A 21278-nucleotide genomic window follows, 5' to 3' on the forward strand; every position below is an offset into this window, starting at 1 on the left:
GCATGCCTGTTCCAGTCCCATGAGAGTGCCCTCATGGCACTGCAACAGCAGACAACCACAACAATACGGTCTGACCCGCATGCACGCCCAACGCACCGCCTTGCACAACGAGTTGCACGCCCGCCCGTCGCTGTATTTCGATGAGCCCGCGCATGTTTTCCACCTGGCGTTTCTCGGCGCCGATGCCGACTGCAATGCCCTGTTGCAGCGTTGCTGCCCGGGCGCCTTCGAGCCCGATGCCGCCCAGGGCATCACCACGCTGGACGGCCATCCGTTCAAATGGGAGCGCCATTCCGAGTTCTTCACCCTGACCCTGGTAGTGCCCGCCGCCAGCGCCGAGCTGCACTGGAGCACTTTGCCCGCCGCCCTGGCTGCAGGTGTGGAGCCCTACCGTGAGCAGATGATCAACTCGGTGCAGGTGCTGGTGCGCGATGAACACAACCTCGACCTCAGCCGTTACGGTTTCAAGGACCCCAGCGGCTCATGCGTGGGCGGTGGCGATGCCGTGGTGTGGAGTGATTTTCGCCTGACTGCCGATGGCACCAACCGCTTCCTGTTCATCAACCGCCGGCTCAATGCCTACCGCCAGGGGCGCATGATCCGCCGCCTGCTGGAGATCGAGACCTACCGGATGATGGCGTCTTTGTCGCTGACCGCCGCCAAGGCCCTGGGCCCGCAACTGGACGCCTATGACCGCAAACTGGTGAGCCTGTCGGAGCGTAACGTCAGCAGCGACGGCGGCAACGCCAAGGCGCTGCTGGCCGATATCGCCCAGTTGTCGCGCCAGGTGGTCGGCAGCACGGTCAAACACCGCCACCGCTTCAGCGCCACCCAGGCCTATGCGCAACTGGTGTTCGAGCGCCTGGGCGAGTTGCGCGAGAGCCATGTCGGCGATTGCCAGCGCCTGGGGGTGTTCATCGAGCGGCGCTTCAAGCCCACCGTGCGTTACTGCGCGGCCAGCGAGCAGCGTCTGGAGCACCTGGCCGAAAGCGTCGCCAACCTCGGCGACCTGTTGCAGGCGCGGGTGCAGGTGGAGATGGAAGAACAGAACGCCGAGATCCTGCGCAGCCTCAACGCCCGCGCCGACACCCAGATCAGAATCCAGCGGGCAGTCGAAGGCCTGTCGATCATCGCCATCAGCTACTACCTGCTGAGCCTGTTCAAGCTCTTTTATGCCGGCCTGCACACCCTCGGCGCACAGATCACTGCCCGCGAAGCGCTGCTGGGCATGGCGCCGGTGGTGATATTGACCCTGCTGGTGATTTTGCTACGGATCAGGAAAGCCAAGGCGCATTGACGCCCGGGCCCGGGCTGCTCAGGCCCGGGTGATCAAACCCTGGCGGGCGACGCGGGTCAGGTGGCCGATAACTTCGGCAGCGTCGTCGGCGCTGGGCGACTGGATCACGGCGAGATCGAAACGGTCGTTGGCAAACTGGCCAAGGGAATCGCGGCTGTCGGCGAACTGGATAAGGAAGGCAGTGTTGCGGCTGTTGCGACGCGGCCAGCCGTCAAGGTAGCGCAGGAGGGTTGGCTGATGGCTGCCGCCCAGAAGAATACGCGGCGTGCGCGTGCCCTGGCTGGCGGGCAACGGGGTCAGGCAAACACTGGAACGTGGACAACTCATGGGGTTAGATCTCCGCCTCGCAAAACCCGCTGGGCTGCGGTGGGAGGCGTCACCGAACCAGCGTTTTAGCGGTATTTGGTGAAACCCCCGAAGAGGTAACCCTGCGCCCCGCAAGTAGCTGTTTAAATCGGCGCAAGTCAGCATCCTAGAGGCGCTGCGGGTGGAATGTCAATATGTGCCCTGCGCAGTCGTCGTACCCACAAAGCAAGAGCGAAGCGAATTGTGCTCTTGATCTTGATCTGCTTTTGATCTTGATCCACCGGCCCCGTTAACCAGAAGGGCCGAGCGCAGGTGTTGCGAAGGGGCGAGTGCGCAGCACCTTCGGCGATAGCCGAAGTTGCGAAACGTAGAGTTGCTTGCAACTCGTAGTTCGCAATGCCCCGTAGCGACACCGGAGCGAGGGGACCCGAAGCGCAGCGCAGGGCCCCTGGTGGGGCAAGAATTTTTGCTTACTTTTTTTTCGACTGAAAAAAGTAAGGCGCCGTAAGGGCGCAAAGGTGACTCAGCATCCCCGCCCCATCCGGACCCTTAATGAGCCATTCCAAACACCCCATTACTAACGCCCATTACCCTTCCCCCCTTTGGGCTCCAGCGAAGCCCGCTCCCGATCAAACGCCAGGAAGTACTTGTTGACACTGTTCACATAGCTCACCGGCCCCATGCCCACCTGCTCCATGGCAATGCGCTCGGTCTGGAAAAACCACTGATTACCATTGAGCCCCCGCCGCCGGGCCTCGGCGCGCATCGCCTGGACCCGCTCCGGCCCCAGGTTGTAGGCCGCCAGAGTGAAGGCCATGCGCTCACGCTCGTTGAGCTGGTTACTGGCAAAGAACTTGCGCCGGATCAGCGCCATATAGCGGGCGCTGGCCTGAACATTGCCATCGACATTGGAAATATTGCTCACCCCGACCCGCTGGGCAGCGCTGGGGGTGATCTGCATCAGCCCATGAGCGCCACCGGCGCCGCGCGCGCTCGGGTCAAGGGAAGACTCCTTGAAGGCCACCGCTGCAAGGTTCAGCCAATCGATATTCTGTGCGCTGGCATGGCGCTGCAACACCGGCCGCAGGGCTTCCAGGCGCTTGCGGTCGCTACGCGCCAACGGGTTGTGCACCCGGTACAGGCGCCGGTAGATCCGCTCGAACGCTGCGTCCTGGTTGGCCGGCGCCTTGTAGCCCTGCAAAAAACGATCGACGCTGGCGTGCAGCATCACCGCATCCCGGCGCACGTACCAGCGCATGGCCTCGGGGCTGGCCAGGTGCAGTTTGCGCTCGACCCGCAGCTTGGGCATGACCTTGGCCCAGCGTTCGGCAATCGGCTGCTCGACCACGGTCAGGTGAAAGATCCCGGCCTGGACCATCTCCAGCACGTCTTCCACGGCCAGCGTCGGGTCGACCCACTCAACCTTGATCGGCGCAAGCTTACGCAGGGCCAGTTTCTGGTTAATCTCGTGCAGGGTGTCGCCGGCCGCGCTGGAGCTGGTCAGCGCCAGGGTACGCCCGGACAACTGCTCGACGCGCTGGACGCTGCGCTCGCCCTTGCGCCCGACCAGCACCAGCGGCACCTTGTCGACTACCGGGTCGCTGGCGCTGAGACCGCGGGTAGAGGTCGGGTCGACCAGCTCGCCAGGCGCCACCAGGTCGGCTTCGCCGCGCTGCAAGGCGGCCAGCAACTGGTCTTTGGCGCGAGGGATGATCTTCAGGCGGATTTCCTCGCCATCGCGGGCGCGGGCATTGAGGTAATGCTCGAACGCGCGCAGGCGGTGATACTCGACCCCCACCGGCTCGCCCTTGACTTCACCGGAGCTGTTGCGGCTCTGGTTGACCAGCACCTTCAGTACCCGGCTGCTGCGGATTTGCGCAAGGTCGCGCGCCGGGGTCTTGGGCACCGCCTGTTGCGGCCCGGCCAGACGCGCGCTGGCCGGCCCGGCAGGCAGCAGCGAGAAGCTCAGCACGATCAACAAAAACAGCGCTCGGGTCATCCGTTGCGAGGTCCGCGCGTGTGGGGTTGGCGCCATAGTTTGCAGTCGTTCCATGACAATTGACCGCAAAAGACCACGACAACTCGTTGAAGTTCTTGGCTTTATCGATTTCGGTCGAGCTTTGTTATGCTGGCCGGCTTCCGGCCTGAGGTAGCACCATGCAACTCATCGACATCGGCGTCAATCTGACCAACCCAAGTTTTGCCGACAAACACCAGGCAATTCTCGAACGCGCCCTGGCCGCCGGGGTGGTGCAGATGATGGTCACCGGCACCAGCCTTGAGGGCAGCGAACAGGCCCTGGAGCTGTGCCAGCAACTCGATGAAAGCGCCCAGCACCTGTTCAGCACCGCAGGCGTGCACCCCCATGACGCCAGCAGCTGGAGCAGTGCCAGCAGCCGTCAGCTGCGGGCCTTGCTTGAACAGCCGCGGGTGCAGGCGGTGGGTGAATGCGGGCTGGATTTCAACCGCGATTTTTCGCCGCGCCCGCAGCAGGAAAAGGCCCTGGAAGAACAGCTGGCCCTGGCGGTCGAGTTGCAGATGCCGGTGTTCCTCCACGAGCGCGACGCCAGCGAACGCCTGCTGGCGATCCTCAAGGACTTTCGCGACCGCCTGCCGGCAGCGGTAGTGCACTGCTTTACCGGCGAGCGCGCAGCGTTGTTCGGCTACCTGGACCTGGACCTGCACATCGGCATCACCGGCTGGATCTGCGACGAGCGCCGCGGCACCCACCTGCACCCGCTGGTCAGCAGCATCCCCCAAGGCCGCCTGATGCTCGAAAGCGATGCGCCCTACCTGCTGCCGCGCAGCCTGCGGCCCAAACCGAAAAGCGGGCGCAACGAACCGGCGTTCCTCACCGAAGTGCTGCGTGAAGTGGCCCTGCACCGTGGCGAAAGCGTCGAGCAACTGGCCGCCCACAGCACCGCCACGGCACGGGCCTTCTTTAACCTGCCCGCGATTATTTGACGCATATCAAAACGTCTTGATGATCGAGTCGGCACAATGATGGCACCTTGCCAACAATGTTTCCGCTCAATCAGAGAAGACCTACCATGGGTGCCTGGCTTAGCAATATCTCCCTGAAATACAAGTTCTGGGCCGTGAACGCGGTCGCCTTTGTCACTACGTTGTTCCTGGTGCTGTATGCCGTGCACCTGGAACAACAGGCGCGGGCCCAGACCGCCCAAAGCAAAGCTGAAGCCGAGGCGCAGTTGCTGGCCGCCTGGCCTGCCGGGCAAACTTTGCCGAGCAACGCCCTGTGGCTGACCTACAGCCCCGGCCAGGTACCGCAATTTGAAGGGCAAAGCCTCGATGCACTGGCCACTGCCCAAGGCTGGGTCGAACTCGAAGGCTTGCCGTTGCTGGGCGAGAACCCTTTGACCGGCGCCCAGGTGATCAGCCGCGGTGACCAGCAGATTGCCGTACTCGCCCCCTCCCCCAGCCTGATCCAGGTGTTCACCGACCGCTTCACCAACTACGCCGTGTGCGTACTGATCCTGATGCTGGCGATGCTCTGTGCCTCGCAATTGTTGATCCGCTTTCTGCTCAGCCAGCTCAACACCCTCAAGGATGTGATGCTGCACGTGGAAAAAACCGGCGACCTGTCGGCCCGCGTGCCGCTGGCCTGTGGCGATGAGGTCGGGCAGATGGCCAGCGCCTTCAATGCCATGCAGACCACCTACCACCGGGTGGTCAACACCGTCGCGCGCACTGCCGCGCAGCTGGATTCCGGCGCCGCGCGCCTGGCCGCGAGCATGAACGATGTGCGCCACGGCATGCTCGGCCAACAGAGCGAAACCGACCAGGCCGCCACCGCCATCAACGAAATGACCGCCACGGTCTACCACATTGCCCAGCACGCCGGCGCCACCCGCGACCTGTCGCAGAGCGCCGACTCCCTGGCCGGCAGTGGCCAGGAGGTGGTCAGCCGGGTGCAGACCTCGATTGCCGGGCTGTCCAGCGGCGTGCAGCAGACCGCCGAGATGATTCGCCAACTGGCCGACGACAGCCAGAAGATCAACGGCGTGGTCGGGGTGATCCACAGCATTGCCGAACAGACCAACCTTTTGGCCCTCAACGCTGCCATCGAGGCCGCCCGTGCCGGTGACCTGGGCCGCGGCTTTGCCGTGGTCGCCGACGAGGTGCGCAACCTGGCCAAGCGCGTACAGGCCTCCACCGACGAAATCACCACCATGGTCTCGGCACTGCAGGCCGGTACCCGCGACGCCGTGGACTTCATGCAGGAAAGCTCGTTCAAGGCTGACGACTGCGTGCAGCAGGCCCAGGAAGCCGGCGCTGCCCTGGCGGAAATCACCAGCGCGGTGGCACAGATGCGCGAAAGCAACACGCAAATTGCCGTGGCCGCCGAGCAGCAAAGCCAGGTGGCCGAAGAAATGAACCGGGCAGTGGTAAGCATCCGCGATGTGACCGAAGAGACCGTACAGCAGACTGTCGACTCGGCCACCACCAGCAGCGAGCTGGCGACCCTGGCCGGTGAGCTGAACAAGGCCATCGGTCAGCTCAAGCTATAGGCGTCATAGCCGCCATCGATTGGCCCCTTCACCGGGGCCGCACTATTCTTCAGGCAAGACCCTGAGGAACATTTCCATGAGCAAACGCCTGCCCAACCTGCCCGCCTGGCAATGGCGTGGCTACCACCACAACCACCGCAACCCGACCAACCTGGTGCTGCACCTGATTGCCGTGCCGCTGTTCATCCTCGGCGTGCTGCTGGTGCTGTCCGGTTTGTTCTCGCTGGACCTGGGGCAACTGGCGGTGGGTATCATCGCCCTGATCGCCGGGCTCGGCCTGCAACGCCAGGGGCATCGCCTGGAGGCCCAGCAACCCGAGCCGTTCGCCAACCGCCAGGACGCCATCGGCCGCCTGCTGGTGGAGCAGTTCATCACCTTCCCGCGCTTTGTGCTCAGCGGTGCCTGGTGGCGCGCCTGGCGCGACCGCCACCGGCATTGAGTGGCGTCAGCCGAACACTGTTACGGTCTGGCGGCTGAGCGCCAGCAACTCGCCCTTGTCGCTCCACAGCGCAGCCGCCGCATGCCCGTAACCATCGCGGGCATGTTCGGTTTCGACGTGATAGCGGCACCAGTCCAGGGTGGTCAGGCTCGCCACCGGCTGGATGAACTCGATGGTCCAGGTCAGGGTGCTGCCAGCCGCCGGCTTGTTCAGGTGTGACAGCAAGGTCGGCGGCCAGGCATCGACCAGCGCCAGCAAGTGCGCCTCGCTGATCGGCTCTTCCCGTTCGCTGTCGCGAAAACGCACCCAGCCGCCCATGTCGCGGGACTTGTTGTTGCTGAACGGAATGCCGCCGATGGCCCAGCGCAGTGACACATGGCGCATGAACTCGGGGGTCACGCCCTTGATGTACGGCAGCTCCGTGCTCGACTGCTCGAGCGGCTTCATGTCTACCGCCGGCAAGGCCGGAACATCGATAAGCGAATCGCGGCCGCTGCCAAAGCTGCCCTGCATCAGGGTAACCACCTGGCCGTTCTGCACGGCGCGGCCCAGCAGGGAACTGACCGCCTTGCCTTCGCGCAGCAGTTCCACTTCAAAACTGATCGGCATTTGCGGCTCGGCCGGGCCGACAAAGGTGATGGCCAGGGAACGCACCGGGCGCCCCGGCGAGGTCTTGGCCAGCATGGCCTCATACAGCAAGGCCGCCATCAGCCCGCCGAAACAGGCGCGGCCCTGGGCCCAGCTGGAATCAATAACTACCGACTGGGGATGCTGGCGGACCGCCGTGAGCAATTGTGAGAAGTTCATGCCGACCTCAGCGATCAGGAAAAAACTGATCTTAACCAGCCAGCAAGCGGTCTACAGCACGCATTTCGGCCATTTCAGCGGGCTATCGCTGCGCAAGCTGCGCCTGCAGGCGTTCGAGGGTGGCGTCGGCGCCTTGTTCGGCTTTGGCCAACTGCGCTTGCCAATGGCTGACGCACGGCGCCAGATCGCGTTGCTGCTCGGCCTGCAGCAGCCACTGCAACAGGTCGTGCCAACTGCCCAGGTCACTCTGGGCACGCTTGAGAGCCTTTTGCAGGCGCGGGTTGGAGTGCTGCAGTTGCGGGTAGGCTTCAGCCGCGTAGCGCACCCGTTTGATCAGCAGGCGCAGACGATGGCGGTCGTGGGCCGGGTCGTCGAGGGCCTGACGCAGTTGCTTCCACTGTTTTACCAGGCGTTTGTCGATGCGCTGTTGCAGCCGGCGGATCAAGCCCTGGCGCTGGGCGGCGCGCAGGAACACCGGGAAGGCGTCGATGATCGCCAGCAGGCGCGCCAGTTCGGCACTGGCGGCAACGCTGGCGAAGGTTTGCCGGCGCTGGGCCAGGCGTGCCTGCGCCGCGGCCACTTGCTGGCGCTCAAGCAGCTGCGCGGCCAGTACCTCACGGTCACGCAACGGCGTCGTCAAGCTGCCCAGGGCCTTGGCCGCAGCTTCCAGCTGATCGACACCGGGCAGTGCCCGTAACGGTCGCAACACACTGCGCAAGCGCCGCACGCCGATGCGCAGGTCGTGCAGCGCCTCGCTGTCGGTATCGGCAACCAGGCGCGCCTGGCAGGCCAAAAGGCGCACCTGCAGGCTCAGCACCTGGGCAATGACGTGGTCGAGCATGGCCGACGACATGGTCTACTCCTGTATCAGCGCCCGGCGCGAGATTCACGAATGTAGAAGCGAGCCTTCTCGGCCTTCTTGCTGCAGCCCTCGAACGCTTCGAACTGCTGCTGGGTCTTGGCCCCGGTCAACAACGACAGGGCTTTTGAATAACTGACAGTACCGGCGAAACCTTCGGCCTTGGCCAGGTCGAGCTCCTTCCAGGCCGAGTCCAGCTGATTGGCGCAGCTGTCGCGGTAGGCTGTCTTGCCAGCGCAACCGGTCAGAACCAGGGCAATCAGGGGCAGGCAAATCCAGGCTTTCATCGGCAATACCTCAAAAGAAAAAGTTCAGGGTGGCGACTTCGACGGTAAACAGCGAGAAAAGTGCCCTGTTCAGCGTAGCCCAGTGCCAGTGACGATTGAAGCACAGACACAATTGGGCGCATTGTTAGACCATGGAAGCAGAACACCGGGGAAGCATCATGAAAAAACGCGTCGCACTGGTTCTGGGTTCGGGCGGGGCCCGGGGCTATGCACACATCGGCGTGATCGAGGAAATCGAACGCCGTGGCTATGACATCGCCTGTATCGCCGGCTGCTCCATGGGTGCGGTGATTGGCGGAATTTATGCCGCCGGCAAGCTCGATGAATACCGCAACTGGATTGAAAGCCTGGACTACCTCGACGTCCTGCGCCTGGTGGACGTGAGCTTTCGCCTGGGGGCGATCCGTGGTGAGAAAGTCTTCGGCCAGATCCGCAAGATCGTCGGCGAGATCAACATCGAAGACCTGCGCATCCCCTACACGGCGGTGGCCACCGACCTTACCAACCAGCAGGAAATCTGGTTTCAGGAAGGCTGCCTGCACCAGGCCATGCGTGCCTCGGCGGCGATCCCCAGCCTGTTCACGCCCGTGGTGCAAGGCAACCGCATGCTGGTCGACGGCGGCATCCTCAACCCCTTGCCGATCATCCCGGTGGTGTCCAGCCACTGCGACCTGATCATCGCCGTGAACCTCAACTCGACCAACCAGAAGCAGTACCAGTTGCCAGTGATCGAACGCCCGGCGGCGTTCAAGCTGCGCTTTGACAACCTGATCAACTCGCTGGGTTCGCACTTGCCGTTCCGGCGCAAACCGGCCGAACAACTGATGCGTATCGAGCAGGGCCTGCAACCGGAGGCGGCGCAAATCCCCAACCCCTGGCTCAGCGATGCTGCCGACCCCGAAGCCCAGCAACCGGCGGCAGCGCCAGAAATTGAAGGCGCGCCGAAATCGGCGACCGGTTCGTTCATCATCGACAACGTCGGGCCGGCGTCATTGCTGGACTTGATCAACCAGAGTTTCGAGGTGATGCAAACGTCGCTTGCGCAGTACAAGATTGCCGGCTACCCGCCGGATGTACTGATCAACGTGCCCAAGCGGGTGTGCCGGTTTTTCGAGTTCTACAAGGCGCCGGAACTGATCGCCCTGGGGCGGGAGATTGCCCGGGACACGCTGGATAACTATGAAGCGGAGCGGCGTTGATGACTAACAGCATCGCGGGGCAAGCCCGCTCCTACACTTGCTGTGGGAGCGGGCTTGCCCCTACTCCGGTCCGATCAGCCTGTACCCCACCCCGGGCTCAGTCACGATGAACCGCGGCGCCGTCGGGTCATCGCCAAGCTTCTGGCGCACATGGGCGACGACGATGCGCAGGTAATGGCTGTCGTCGACATGAGTCGGCCCCCAGATGTCCTTGAGCAGTTGCTGCTGGGTAATCACCCGCCCGGGATGGCTGGCGAGCTGCGCCAGCAGTGCATATTCCTTGCGCGTCAGCGCCACCTCGACGCCGTCCAGGGTCACCTTGCGAAACGCCAGGTCGACGGTCAACGGCCCGAAGCTCAGCGCCGAGGCGCTGGCTGATGCCTGCGGCGCCTGGCGCAGCAAGGCGCGTACGCGAGCGAGGAATTCCTGAATGCCAAAGGGCTTGGTGACGTAGTCGTTGGCGCCGTTGTCCAGGGCTTCGACCTTCTGGACTTCACTGGCACGCACCGACAGCACCAGCACCGGCACCGCGCTCCACTCGCGCAATTCACGCAGCACCTGCTGGCCGTCCATGTCCGGCAGGCCCAGGTCAAGCACCACCAGGTCCGGGCGCGCCAGTGCCGCCTGGGTCAGGCCCTCGGCGCCGCTGCCGGCTTCCACTACCTTGTAGCCCTGGGAGCTCAGGCTGATACGCAGGAATTTACGGATTTGCGGTTCGTCATCGATGACCAGCAGGGTCGCGCTCTGGCTCATGGGGCTTCGCTTTCAGGCTCGGGTTGGGTCGGCAGCGGCAAGCATAGAGTGATGCAGGTGCCCTTGCCATCGATACCGTCAGCGACGCGGATGTGCCCACCGTGGGCGCCGATCATGCCCTGGCAGATCGCCAGGCCCAGCCCCGTGCCCTGCCCGCCTCGATCACCACGCGCGGCGGTATAGAACATGTCGAAAATCCGCTCGCGGTCGGCTTCGGGAATGCCCGGGCCTTCATCACTGACGGCACAGCACAGCAACTCGCCGTCGACGCTGACCTGCAGGTCCAGGCGGCCAGCCGCCGGCGAAAAGCGCGCGGCATTCTCCAGCACATTGATCAGCGCCTGCTCGATCAACGCCGCGTGCACGAACAACAGCGGCAGGTCGGCCGGCACTTCGGTGCGCAGCTGCAACGGCGCCAGCACCACCCGCAGGCGGTTCAGGGCGCTGCCGACGATGTCGCCGGGCGCCACCCAGTCGCGCGCAAGCTTGAGGCCGCCATGGCCCAGGCGGGTCATGTCGAGCAAGTTCTGGATATAGCGATCCAGGCGCTCGGCTTCATTGCGGGTGCCTTCAAGCAGTTCCTGGCGGTCGGCCTTGGGGATCGCCTCGCCGAGGGCCAGCAGGCTGTCGATGCTGCCGCGCATGGCGGTCAGCGGCGTGCGCAGGTCGTGGGACACCGAGGCCAGCAAGGCGCTGCGCAGTTGCTCGGTTTCGCCGTGCAAACGCGCCGATTCCAGCTGCTCGGCCAAGCGCGCCCGCGCCAGGGCCTGGGCCAGCGGCTGGCTCAGGGCCTTGAGCAGGCGCCGATGCTGAGCGGTGAGTTGCTCGCCCTTGTGCGGGCGCACGCCGAGCAGCGCCAGACGCGCATCGTCCACCGACAGCGGCCACCACCACCAACGACCGTTAGGCAGGGTATCGCTGCCCAGACCCGCGGCCTGGTCGTGCTGCCAGGCCCAGTCGGCGGCGGCACGCTCGTTGTCGCTGAACTGCAGGTTGCCGCCGCTGGCCACCTGCAGACGGCCTTCGGCGTCGCGCTCGAGCAGGCACACCTGCAGGTCCTGCCAGCCATCGAGGTGCTGGCCGGCGGCGGTGAATACCGCCTGGCGATCGGTGGCAGCGGTGAGCTTGCGCGACAGGTCGAGCAACTGGCTGGTCTGCTCCTGGGTTTCGCGCAAAGCCTGCAATTGCCGGCGCTGGCGCGCCGCCAGGTTGCCGGTAAGCGCCGCCATCAACAGGAAGAACAGCGAGGTCAGTACGTCTTCTTCACGCTGGATGCTGAAGGAGAAATTCGGCGGGATGAACAAAAAATCGTAGGCCAGGAACGACATCACTGCACAGGCCAATGCCGGGCCCAGGCTGCTGCGCACCGCCACCAGCAACACCGCCGCGAGGAACACCAGCGAAATGTTCGGCAGCGCCAGCACGCTGGCCACCGCCCAGGCCAGGCCGGTGGCCAGGACCGTGGCGGCGAAGGCCAACAGGTAATGACGCCAGACCCAGACCTTTTTCGCCGCTGCACTGGGCGGCTCGGGCTGAGTGTCGCGGTCGAGCACGTTGATTTCCAGGCCGTGGGCATCGCGCAGCAAGCGCGTCGCCACGCCAGCGCCGAACAACCGCCGGCGCAGGCGATCGCGCGACTGGCCGACCAGCACCAGGCTGGCGCGGCGTTCCAGGGCATGCTGGATCAGGGTCTTGGCCACCTCGCCGGCGCGCAGCAGCACCACTTCGCCGCCCAGCCGTTCGGCCAGTTGCTGGGCCGCCTGCAAGCGCTGGCGCGCGGTTTCGTCACGTAGCCGGCCGTTGTCGACGTGCACCAGGGTCCACGGCAGATGACGCCGCTGCGCCACCCGGCTGGCGTGACGCACCAGGCGTTCGGCCTGGGCATCGCCATCGACGCCAACCAGCAAACGCCCGCGCAAGGCCGGCGCATCCTGGCCAAGCTGGCGGTAACCGTGGGCCAGGTCGGCATCGACCTGGGCCGCAGCGGTTTGCATGGCCAGCTCGCGCAAGGCGGTAAGGTTGGTCTGGGTGAAGAATGCATCGATCGCCGCCCGTGCCTGCTCCGGCACGTAGACCTTGCCCTCGCGCAGGCGCTCGAGCAGTTCGCGCGGCGGCAGGTCGATCAGCACCAGCTCGAAGGCTTCCTGCAGCACCCAGTCGGGCAGGGTTTCGCGCACCTGCACACCGGTAATGCCACGCACCTGGTCGTTGAGGCTTTCCAGGTGCTGGACGTTGACCGTGGTGTAGACGTCGATGCCGGCGGCCAGCAGTTCCTGGACATCCTGCCAGCGCTTGGCATGGCGGCTGCCGGGGGCGTTGCTGTGGGCCAGCTCGTCGACCAGCACCAGTTGCGGACGGGCCTTGAGCAGGCCGTCGAGGTCCATTTCTTCCAGCAGCATGCCGCGGTATTCGCTGCGTAGCAGCGGCTGCTGGGGCAAGCCGCCGAGCAGCGCCTCGGTCTCGGCGCGGCCATGGGTTTCGACCACCGCCGCCAGCAGCGCCACGCCCTGGCGCAGCTGGGCATGGGCGGCCTGGAGCATGGCGTAGGTCTTGCCTACCCCCGGTGCCGCACCCAGAAATACCTTGAGCCGGCCGCGCCCTTCGCGCGGCAGCCCGGCCAACAACGCATCAGCGCGTTCGGAATTGCTCATGCTCACTGCCTGTCCTTATTTCGACGCCGGCGACAGCTGCTCAAGGGCGCTGTTCAGGGCCAGTACATTGACCACCGGCGGGCCGATCAAGGGGTGCAGGGTGGACTGCTCGACCAGTACTTGCAAGGCCTCGGGGGCAACCTTGCGCGCCGCCGCCACCCGCGGCAGCTGGTAAGCCACCGCCGCCGGCGACAGGTGCGGGTCCAGGCCGCTGCCGGAGGTGGTCAGCAAGGCCAGCGGCACCGGCCCCTGCGCTTCGATATACAACTGCGCGGCGCTGCTCTTGACCCGCTCGGCCAGCGCCGGGTTGCTCGGCGCCAGGTTGCTGGCGCTGCTCGATACCGTGGCGTAGTCACCGGCCGACGGCCGCGACTGGAACCAGGCGTCACCCTCGAAGCGTTGCGCGATCAACTGCGAGCCACGCACCTGGCCCTGGCCGTCGCGCAGCAGGCTGCCATTGGCCTGCTCGGGAAAGGCCAGCTGCGCCACCCCGGTGACCACCAGCGGGTACACCGCGCCGGTAATCAGGGTCATCAACAGGATCAGGCTCAGGGCCGGACGAATAGGGTTAGTCATGGTCATCTCCTTGGTTCAGACCAGCTTCAGGGCGGTGAGCAACAGGTCGATCAGCTTGATCCCGGCGAACGGCACGATCAGCCCGCCCAGGCCATAGATCAGCAGGTTGCGGCGCAGCAGGTGGGCGGCGCTGGCCGCCTGTACCCGCACCCCGCGCAGGGCCAGGGGGATCAGCACGACGATGATCAGGGCGTTGAAGACGATCGCCGAGAGGATCGCGCTTTGCGGGCTGCTCAGGTGCATCAGGTTGAGCACGCCCAGTTGCGGGTAGATCGCCGCGAACAGCGCCGGGAGGATGGCGAAGTACTTGACCACATCGTTGGCAATCGAGAAGGTGGTCAGCGCGCCGCGGGTCACCAGCAGCTCCTTGCCGACCTGGACCACATCCAGCAGCTTGGTCGGGTCGCTGTCGAGGTCGACCATGTTGGCCGCCTCGCGCGCGGCCTGGGTGCCGTCGTTCATGGCCATGCCGACATCGGCCTGGGCCAGCGCCGGGGCGTCGTTGGCGCCGTCGCCGCACATCGCCACCAGGCGGCCGTCGTTTTGCTCCTGGCGAATGCGCGCCAGTTTCTTCTCCGGGGTGGCTTCGGCGAGCACGTCATCGACCCCGGCTTCGGCGGCAATCGCGGCGGCGGTCAGCGGGTTGTCACCGGTGACCATCACCGTGCGAATACCCAGCTTGCGCAATTGGGCAAAGCGCTCGCGGATGCCCGGCTTGACCACGTCCTTGAGGTGAATCACCCCCAGCAGGCGCTTGTCGGCGCAGACCAGCAAGGGCGTGCCGCCGCTCTGGGCGATCTTGTCCACTTCGCGGGCCAAGGGCGCGGGCATTTCCAGGCGCTGCATGGCGACGAAGGCCAGCACCGAGTCCACCGCGCCCTTGCGGTAGCGACGCTGCTGGTAGTCGATGCCGGACAGCCGGGTTTCGGCGCTGAAGGCTACAGGCGTGAACTGTTCGGCGTTGGGTTCGTTGAAGTCATGCAACTGGCGCAGGTATTCGACAATCGATTTACCTTCGGCGGTGTCGTCGGCCAGCGACGCCAGCAAGGCGCCCTCGCCAAGCTCGCGGGCGGTGACGCCGGGCGCAGCATGCAGGGCGCTGCAGCGGCGGTTGCCGAAGGTGATGGTGCCGGTCTTGTCGAGCATCAGCACATGCACGTCGCCTGCCGCTTCTACCGCACGGCCGGAACGGGCGATGACGTTAAGGCGTACCAGGCGATCCATGCCGGCGATGCCGATGGCCGACAGCAGGCCGCCGATGGTGGTCGGGATCAGCGTGACCAGCAGCGCCACAAGGAACACCAGGGGGATGCTGCCCCCGGCGAAATGGGCGAACGGCTGCAGGGTCACCACAACCACCAGGAAGATCAGGGTCAGGCCGATCAGCAGAATATCCAGGGCGATTTCGTTGGGGGTCTTCTGCCGCTTGGCGCCTTCGACCAGGGCGATCATGCGGTCCAGGGTCGACTCGCCGGGGTTGCTGGTGATGCTGATCAGCAGCCAGTCGGAGACCAACCGGGTGTTGCCGGTCACCGCCGAACGATCACCGCCGGACTCGCGGATCACCGGCGCAGACTCACCGGTAATCGCCGCTTCGTTGACCGCGGCGATACCTTCGAGCACCTCGCCGTCGCCAGGGATCATCTCCCCGGCCGAGACCTTGACCACATCGCCCTTGCGCAGGCTGGTGGCCGGGACAATCTCGAAGCTGCCCGAGGCCGTCCGGCGGCGGGCACTGAGGCCCTGGCTGCCGGCCTTGAGGCTGTCGGCGCGGGCCTTGCCGCGGCCCTCGGCGAGGGCTTCGGCGAAGTTGGCAAACAGCACCGTGAACCACAGCCACAGGGCGATCTGCACCGCCACGGCGGTCGGCACGCGGCTGTCGGGCACGAAGCACAGCAAGGTGGTGAAGATTGCGGTCAGTTCCACCACCAGCATCACCGGCGAGCGCTTGAGCTGGCGCGGGTCGAGCTTGACGAAGGCCTGCACCAGCGCCGGGCGCCACAGGGCGGCAAAGGTAGTGTGCGCAGCCTCGGGGGCCTGCGCCTTTACTTCAGGAATCGGCATGTTCATCAGTTGTTCCTCACAAGCCCAGGCTCAGGTATTCGGTCACCGGCCCCAGGGCCAGGGCCGGCAGGAAGGTCAGGCCACCGACCAACAGGATGGTCACCACCAGCAAGGTGACGAACAGCGGGCCGTGGGTCGGGAAGCTGTTCTGCCCCACCGGTGCGGATTTTTTCAGTGCCAGGCTGCCAGCCAGGGCCAGCACCGGCAGGATGTAGCCGAAGCGGCCAATCAGCATGCCCAGGCCGATCATCAGGTTGTGGAAGGTGGTGTTGGCACCCAGGCCGGCAAAGGCCGAACCGTTGTTGGCGCTGGCCGAGGTGTAGGCGTACAGCAACTGGCTGAAGCCGTGGGCACCGGGGTTGCTGATCGCCGCCGCAGGGCCGGGCAAACTGGCCGCCAGGGCGCCGAGCACGAGCACGCCGACCGGCATTACCAGCAGGGTCGCCACCAGCAACTGCACTTCCCGCGCCTGCAGTTTCTTGCCCAGGTATTCCGGGGTGCGGCCGATCATCAGGCCGGCGAGGAACACTGCGATCAGCACGTTGAGCAGCATGCCGTAGAGCCCGGCGCCGACGCCGCCGAAGATCACCTCGCCGACCATCATGTTGACCAGCGCGACCATGCCGCTGAGCGGGTTGAGGCTGTCGTGCATGTTGTTCACCGAGCCGTTGGAAGCGGCGGTGGTGGTCACCGTCCAGAGCACGCTGGCGGTGGTGCCGAAACGGCTTTCCTTGCCTTCGAGCGGCGCGGTCTGTTCAACCAGCGGGCTGCTCAGGTTCGGGTTGGCCTGGTACTCGCTCCACAGCGCGGTGCCGCCGCCGATCAGGAACAGCGCGAGCATGCCGGCGATGATCGCCCGGCTCTGGCGCATGTCCTTGACGTAATGGCCGAAGGTAAACACCAGGGCCACCGGAATGAGAATGATCGAGGCCACCTCGAACAGGTTGCTCCAGGCCGTCGGGTTCTCGAACGGGTGCGCCGAGTTGACGCCGAAAAAGCCACCGCCGTTGGTGCCCAGTTGCTTGATCGCGATCTGGCTGGCAGCCGGGCCCAGCGGGATGGTCTGGTCGGCGCCTTGCAGGGTCAGGGCATGAACATAATCGGCGAAGGTCTGCGGCACGCCCTGCCACACCAGCAGCAAGGCCAGCACCAGGCACAGCGGCAGCAGGCCGTAGAGCGTGGCGCGGGTCATGTCGACCCAGAAGTTGCCCAGGGTCTGTGCCGAACGGCGGGCGATACCACGGCACAAGGCAACCAGCACGGCGAGGCCGGTGGCGGCGCTGACGAAGTTCTGCACGGTCAGGCCGAGCATCTGGCTCAGGTAACTGACCGAGGCTTCGCCGCTATAGGACTGCCAGTTGGTGTTGGTGACGAAGCTCACGGCGGTATTGAACGCCAGCGACCACTCCTGCCCCGCCAGGTGCTGCGGGTTGAGCGGCAGGTAGCCCTGCAACAGCAGTACGGCGAACACCAGCAAAAAGCCTGCGAGGTTGAAGGCCAGCAAGGCCAGGGTGTACTGCTGCCAGCTCTGCTCCTTGCTGGCATCGACCCCGGCGAGCCGGTAGCAGCCACGCTCGACCGGCCCCAGCAGCGGCGACAGCCAGGTGCGCTGCCCCTCCATCACCTTGAAATAGAAACGCCCGAGCAAGGGTGCCGGGAGCAGTACCAGCGCAAAGAACGCCAGCAGCAACGCGTAATCGTAACTGTGCATGGTCGCTCCTAACCCCGATCGGCGCGCAGCAGCGCGACCAGCAGGTAGATCATCAAGGCCACTGCCAGCAGCAGTGACACCCCGTCCAGAATGCTCATGAAAACTCTCCGTCCTTACGGCACGTGCCGCTGACGGTCATTGTCGGTAGAGAGGCTGTAAAGGGGCGAGATCGAGAGCCAGGGCCGGGCATAAAGAATGCGTAAATAACGCGATGCGGCGGGGCCTGGATAGCGAGCGCCACGCGCTCGATCGCGGGGCAAGGCCCGCTCCCACAGAAGGCCCGCCCCTACAGGACTTTCCACTGCGCTGGCTGCTGGTAACCGGCAACCCAGCCGATCACCTGCTCGGCCGGCATCGGCCTTGCGATGCAGTAGCCCTGGGCGATGTCGCAACCCAGGCCCATCAGCAGTTGGCCATGCTCTACCGTCTCCAGGCCTTCGGCGATTACCTGGCGGCCAAAGGCCCGGGCCAGGCCGATGACAGCGCGGGTCAGGGCCAGGTCGTCGTGGTCGTGGAGGATGTCGCGCACGAACGATTTGTCGATCTTGATGGTCCGCGTCGGCAGGCGCTTGAGGTAGCTGAGCGACGAATAGCCGGTGCCGAAATCATCCAGGGAGAACTGCACGCCCAAACGCTGGCAGGCCTCCAGGCACTGGCTGACGCGCTGGATGTTTTCGATCGCCACCGACTCGACGATCTCCAGGTCGAGCATCGCCGGCGCCACGTCCGGATGACGCCCGAGCAGCAACTGCAGGCGCTCGACAAAGTCGTCACGCTGCACATGGCGGGCAGCGATGTTGACGCTGACCGGCCACTGATGGTCCAGCGCCTGCCAGCTTTGCATCTGGCTCATGGCCTGGTCGATCACCCACTCGCCAATCTCGACGATCAAGTCGGTCTGTTCGACTTGCGGCAGAAAATCGCCGGGCAGCACCAGGCCCTTGCCCGGGTGCTGCCAGCGCAGCAGCGCCTCGAAGCCGATCACCACGCCACTGTGCATGTTGACCTTGGGTTGGTAATGCAGGCACAGCTCACCCTGGTGCAAGGCCTGGCGCAGGCGCGCCACGGTCTGGTGGGTGGCCTTGACCTCCTGGTCCAGCGACACGTCGAACAGGTGAAAGCGGTTGCGCCCGCTCTGCTTGGCCACGTACAGGGCCTGGTCGGCGTGGCGCACCAGGGTGTCGGTGTCTTCGTTGTCCTGGGGGAACAGGGTCACGCCGATGCTGGCGCTGACGCGAATCTCCTGCTCGCGAATCCGGTATGGCGCGGCGATCGCGGTCAGCACCCGGTCGAGCGCCGCCTGCAAGTGGGTGGGGTCTTGCACGTGGCGCAGAATCAGCACGAACTCGTCGCCCGACAAGCGCGCCACGGCATCGCCGCCACGCAGGATGCCCTTGAGCCGGGTGGCCACTTCGACCAGCAGCAGATCGCCGCTGGCATGCCCGTAGCCATCGTTGACCGCCTTGAAGCCGTCCAGGTCGAGCATGCACACCGCCAGCGGAATGTCCTCGTTGCGCGAGAACTCCAGGGCCTGGTTGAGCAGGTCGGACAGGTAGGCCCGATTGGGCAGGCCGGTGAGCACGTCGTGGCCGACCCGCCATTGCAGGGTATGCAGCAGCTGGCGTTTTTCGGTGACGTCAAAGCGGATCGAAACGTACTTGCGCACCTTGCCCGTGGCCGGGTCGATCAACGGCACCATGGTGCTGTCGACCCAGTACAGCGAACCGTCCTTGGCGCGGTTGCAGATCTCGCCCTTCCACACCCGCCCGGCAACCAGTGCGCGCCACATGCCGATGAAGAACTCCGGCCCGTGCAGGCCGGAGTTGAGGATCCGGTGGTTGGCGCCCAGCAGTTCCTCGCGGCTGTAGCCGGAGATGCTGCAGAACTGCTCGTTGACGTAGGTGATCCGGCCGCTCAGGTCGGTTTCGGAAAAGATCGCAGCGGCATCGACTGCCGCGCGGTAGTTATCGTCCATGAATTCCTCTGCACCCTGGTGGCTAGCGATTGAAACGCTCGACCAGGGCCCGCAGGCCCGAAGAAATGCTTTCCAGTTCGGCGCCGCGGCTGGCTGCAGCATTGGCGTTGAGCGCGGTGGCCTGCACGGTGCTGGCAACCTTGTTGATCTGCTCGGACACGTCTTCGGCCACCGAGGATTGCTCTTGCGAGGCGGCGGCCATCTGCTGGCTCATGTCGCTGATGCGTTCGACCGCGGCGCGAATACCCTGCAAGGCACGCTGCGCCTCCAGCACCTGGGCCACGCCCTGCTCGGCCTCGTTGATACCGAGGCTGGCGATGCTCACCGCCTCGTCGGCGCCGCTGCGCAGGTTCTCGATGATGCCCTGGATCTGCACGGTCGAGTGCCGGGTCTTGGCCGCCAAGGCGCGAACCTCATCGGCGACCACGGCAAAGCCACGGCCCTGCTCGCCGGCGCGGGCCGCTTCGATGGCGGCGTTGAGCGCCAGCAGGTTGGTCTGTTCGGCAATCGCGCGAATCACTTCAGCGGCGAGCATGATGTCCTGGGTCTGCCCGGCCAGGTGGGTGACCGCCTGGTTGATCTGGCTGACGGTAGTGGCCAGCAACTGGATGGCCTCGCGACTGGTGCCGGCGACCTGGCTGCCCTGCTCGGCCAACTGGTTGGCGGTCTGCGCCTGCACGGCGGTCTGCTGCACATGCTCGGCCACCTCGCCGATGGAGGCGGCCATTTCAGTCATGGCGGTGGCGGTCATGTCGGTTTCGCCGCGCTGCTCCAGCAGTGCCGTTTCAGTGTTGCGCGACAAACGGCTGGAGTCGCTGGCGGCTTCGGCCATTTGTGTGGCCAGGTCGCTCAGGCGGGTGAGCGCGGTTTTCAGCCGCGCTTCTTCGCTGATCAAAATCATCTGCAACTGCGCCGCCGGGCCCAGTAGGTCGCTGTAGGTCAGGGCGCTGATCTGGTCGGCAAAGGTGTGCGTCGAACACCCGACGATCTGCCCCAACTGACGACCCAGACGGCCATGCGCCCACAGGCCGAGCAGCGCGAACAGGCCCAGGGTGATCCCCTGGCCCGGCCAGCCCGGCAGCACCTGGTTGGCCGCCACCGCCAGCGCGCCTGCAGCCAGGGGCAGGCTCATCACCTGGCCGAGCTGAGCCAGCCGGCGCCCGCTCGCCACTGCCGGCTTGCCCTCGCGCAAGCGTGCATACAGTGCTTCGGCACGGCGCACCTGCTCGCGAGTGGGCTTGACCCGCACCGACTCATAGCCGACCAGGCGGCCGTCCTCGAGAATCGGCGTGACATAGGCGCTGACCCAATAGAAGTTGCCGTTCTTGCAGCGGTTCTTGACGATGCCCATCCAGCTCTGGCCGGCCTTGAGGTACTGCCACATCAGGGCAAACACCGCTGGCGGCATGTCCGGATGGCGCACCAGGTTGTGCGGGCTACCGATCAGCTCGGCCTGGCTGAACCCGCTCATGGCGGCGAATTCGGCGTTGCAGTAGGTAATATTGCTGGCAGTGTCGGTGGCGGAAATAAGCCGTTGATCCTCGCCGAAAGTCTGTTCGACCGAGGTAACCGGCATGTTGAGACGCACGATAAAACTCCATTTGCAGGGGTCTGCCAGGTTGTCCTGCGCAGCGCCCAAACCATTCGTCCGACACCGAGATCAGCCTTCTACCGGGGTGCTTTGCTGAATAGTCTCAGCTGGGTCAGCGCGGTTGAAACTCGATGGCTTTTGACCTGTCCAAACGATCAATTCTACGAATTACATCACATTATGCAAACAAAGGTGATGAATTGTGGCGTTGCCTCTTGCCGATAGATATCGTTA

18 protein-coding genes and 1 pseudogene are annotated in these 21278 nt (G+C 65.1%); 5 read left to right on the forward strand and 14 right to left on the reverse strand.

Translation table 11 applies throughout. The features are described 5' to 3' along the window. Positions 1-79 precede the first annotated feature (79 nt). The gene (locus LOY22_RS17625; RefSeq protein ID WP_093380968.1) at positions 80-1297 is read left to right on the forward strand and encodes a DUF3422 domain-containing protein; all 1218 of its coding nucleotides are present in this window, start codon (positions 80-82) and stop codon (positions 1295-1297) included. Between the two features lie 18 nt (positions 1298-1315). Here LOY22_RS17625 and LOY22_RS17630 read toward each other — a convergent pair whose 3' ends face one another. Together LOY22_RS17630 and LOY22_RS17635 are read right to left on the reverse strand one after the other, a co-directional pair. After that, the gene (locus tag LOY22_RS17630) at positions 1316-1624 is read right to left on the reverse strand and encodes a hypothetical protein (RefSeq protein ID WP_045194777.1); all 309 of its coding nucleotides are present in this window, start codon (positions 1622-1624) and stop codon (positions 1316-1318) included. Positions 1625-2180: 556 nt separating this feature from the next. Then, a complete protein-coding gene (locus LOY22_RS17635) occupies positions 2181-3602 on the reverse strand; it encodes a transglycosylase SLT domain-containing protein (protein ID WP_213604378.1) in 1422 nt (473 codons plus the stop codon). A 158-nt stretch (positions 3603-3760) separates the two neighbouring features. On the opposite strand from LOY22_RS17635, the gene LOY22_RS17640 reads away from it, so the two are divergent. The 3 genes from LOY22_RS17640 (at position 3761) to LOY22_RS17650 (ending at position 6571) form a co-directional block, all read left to right on the forward strand. Then, a complete protein-coding gene (locus tag LOY22_RS17640) occupies positions 3761-4567 on the forward strand; it encodes a TatD family hydrolase (protein ID WP_045194781.1) in 807 nt (268 codons plus the stop codon). Positions 4568-4653: 86 nt separating this feature from the next. Further along, the gene (locus tag LOY22_RS17645) at positions 4654-6132 is read left to right on the forward strand and encodes a methyl-accepting chemotaxis protein (protein ID WP_045194783.1); all 1479 of its coding nucleotides are present in this window, start codon (positions 4654-4656) and stop codon (positions 6130-6132) included. A 76-nt stretch (positions 6133-6208) separates the two neighbouring features. Continuing rightward, on the forward strand, positions 6209-6571 hold the full coding sequence (locus LOY22_RS17650; RefSeq protein ID WP_045194785.1) for an Mpo1-like protein: 363 nt from the start codon (positions 6209-6211) through the stop codon (positions 6569-6571). A gap of 6 nt (positions 6572-6577) precedes the next feature. Here LOY22_RS17650 and LOY22_RS17655 read toward each other — a convergent pair whose 3' ends face one another. The 3 genes from LOY22_RS17655 to LOY22_RS17665 all read right to left on the reverse strand — a co-directional run bounded on the left by LOY22_RS17655 (position 6578) and on the right by LOY22_RS17665 (position 8524). Continuing rightward, complete coding sequence (locus LOY22_RS17655) at positions 6578-7378, reverse strand: acyl-CoA thioesterase II (RefSeq protein WP_045194787.1); 801 nt, start codon at positions 7376-7378, stop codon at positions 6578-6580. 82 nt (positions 7379-7460) lie between these two features. Then, entirely contained in the window at positions 7461-8231 is a 771-nt protein-coding gene (locus LOY22_RS17660; protein ID WP_258594225.1) for a CHAD domain-containing protein, read from the reverse strand. Positions 8232-8245: 14 nt separating this feature from the next. Then, on the reverse strand, positions 8246-8524 hold the full coding sequence (locus LOY22_RS17665) for a hypothetical protein (protein ID WP_028941416.1): 279 nt from the start codon (positions 8522-8524) through the stop codon (positions 8246-8248). A 158-nt stretch (positions 8525-8682) separates the two neighbouring features. Between LOY22_RS17665 and LOY22_RS17670 the strand changes: the two genes are divergently transcribed. Next, positions 8683-9723 carry a patatin-like phospholipase family protein gene (locus tag LOY22_RS17670; protein ID WP_045194791.1) on the forward strand — a complete coding sequence of 347 codons (1041 nt, stop codon included), beginning with the start codon at positions 8683-8685 and terminating at the stop codon, positions 9721-9723. A gap of 60 nt (positions 9724-9783) precedes the next feature. Here the strand turns inward: LOY22_RS17670 and LOY22_RS17675 are convergent, their stop codons facing one another. From LOY22_RS17675 to LOY22_RS27095, 9 genes and pseudogenes are all read right to left on the reverse strand, one after another. Next, positions 9784-10476, reverse strand: coding sequence for a response regulator (locus LOY22_RS17675; RefSeq protein ID WP_213603759.1), 693 nt, complete (start codon positions 10474-10476; stop codon positions 9784-9786). Next, positions 10473-13127 carry a sensor histidine kinase KdpD gene (locus LOY22_RS17680; protein ID WP_093380958.1) on the reverse strand — a complete coding sequence of 885 codons (2655 nt, stop codon included), beginning with the start codon at positions 13125-13127 and terminating at the stop codon, positions 10473-10475. The genes LOY22_RS17675 and LOY22_RS17680 overlap by 4 nt, the downstream gene beginning before the upstream one ends. 15 nt (positions 13128-13142) lie before the next feature. Then, positions 13143-13703 (reverse strand): potassium-transporting ATPase subunit KdpC, encoded by a 561-nt coding sequence (gene kdpC / locus LOY22_RS17685; protein ID WP_093380956.1) that lies wholly within the window; start codon positions 13701-13703, stop codon positions 13143-13145. Positions 13704-13718: 15 nt separating this feature from the next. Then, positions 13719-15773, reverse strand: a complete 2055-nt coding sequence (kdpB, locus tag LOY22_RS17690) for a potassium-transporting ATPase subunit KdpB (RefSeq protein ID WP_258594229.1) — start codon at positions 15771-15773, stop codon at positions 13719-13721. A 10-nt stretch (positions 15774-15783) separates the two neighbouring features. Further along, a complete protein-coding gene (kdpA, locus tag LOY22_RS17695; protein WP_093380952.1) occupies positions 15784-17478 on the reverse strand; it encodes a potassium-transporting ATPase subunit KdpA in 1695 nt (564 codons plus the stop codon). A gap of 8 nt (positions 17479-17486) precedes the next feature. Continuing rightward, on the reverse strand, positions 17487-17576 hold the full coding sequence (gene kdpF, locus LOY22_RS17700; protein ID WP_036996387.1) for a K(+)-transporting ATPase subunit F: 90 nt from the start codon (positions 17574-17576) through the stop codon (positions 17487-17489). Between the two features lie 188 nt (positions 17577-17764). Next, positions 17765-19453 carry a bifunctional diguanylate cyclase/phosphodiesterase gene (locus LOY22_RS17705; protein WP_045194801.1) on the reverse strand — a complete coding sequence of 563 codons (1689 nt, stop codon included), beginning with the start codon at positions 19451-19453 and terminating at the stop codon, positions 17765-17767. Between the two features lie 22 nt (positions 19454-19475). Continuing rightward, positions 19476-20585, reverse strand: coding sequence for a methyl-accepting chemotaxis protein (locus LOY22_RS17710; protein WP_371128675.1), 1110 nt, complete (start codon positions 20583-20585; stop codon positions 19476-19478). 174 nt (positions 20586-20759) lie between these two features. After that, positions 20760-21029, reverse strand: a pseudogene (locus tag LOY22_RS27095) (PAS domain-containing protein); the annotation flags it as partial. Positions 21030-21278: the final 249 nt, after the last annotated feature.

The sequence above is a fragment of the Pseudomonas sp. B21-035 genome, assembly GCF_024748945.1.
Classification (GTDB): domain Bacteria; phylum Pseudomonadota; class Gammaproteobacteria; order Pseudomonadales; family Pseudomonadaceae; genus Aquipseudomonas.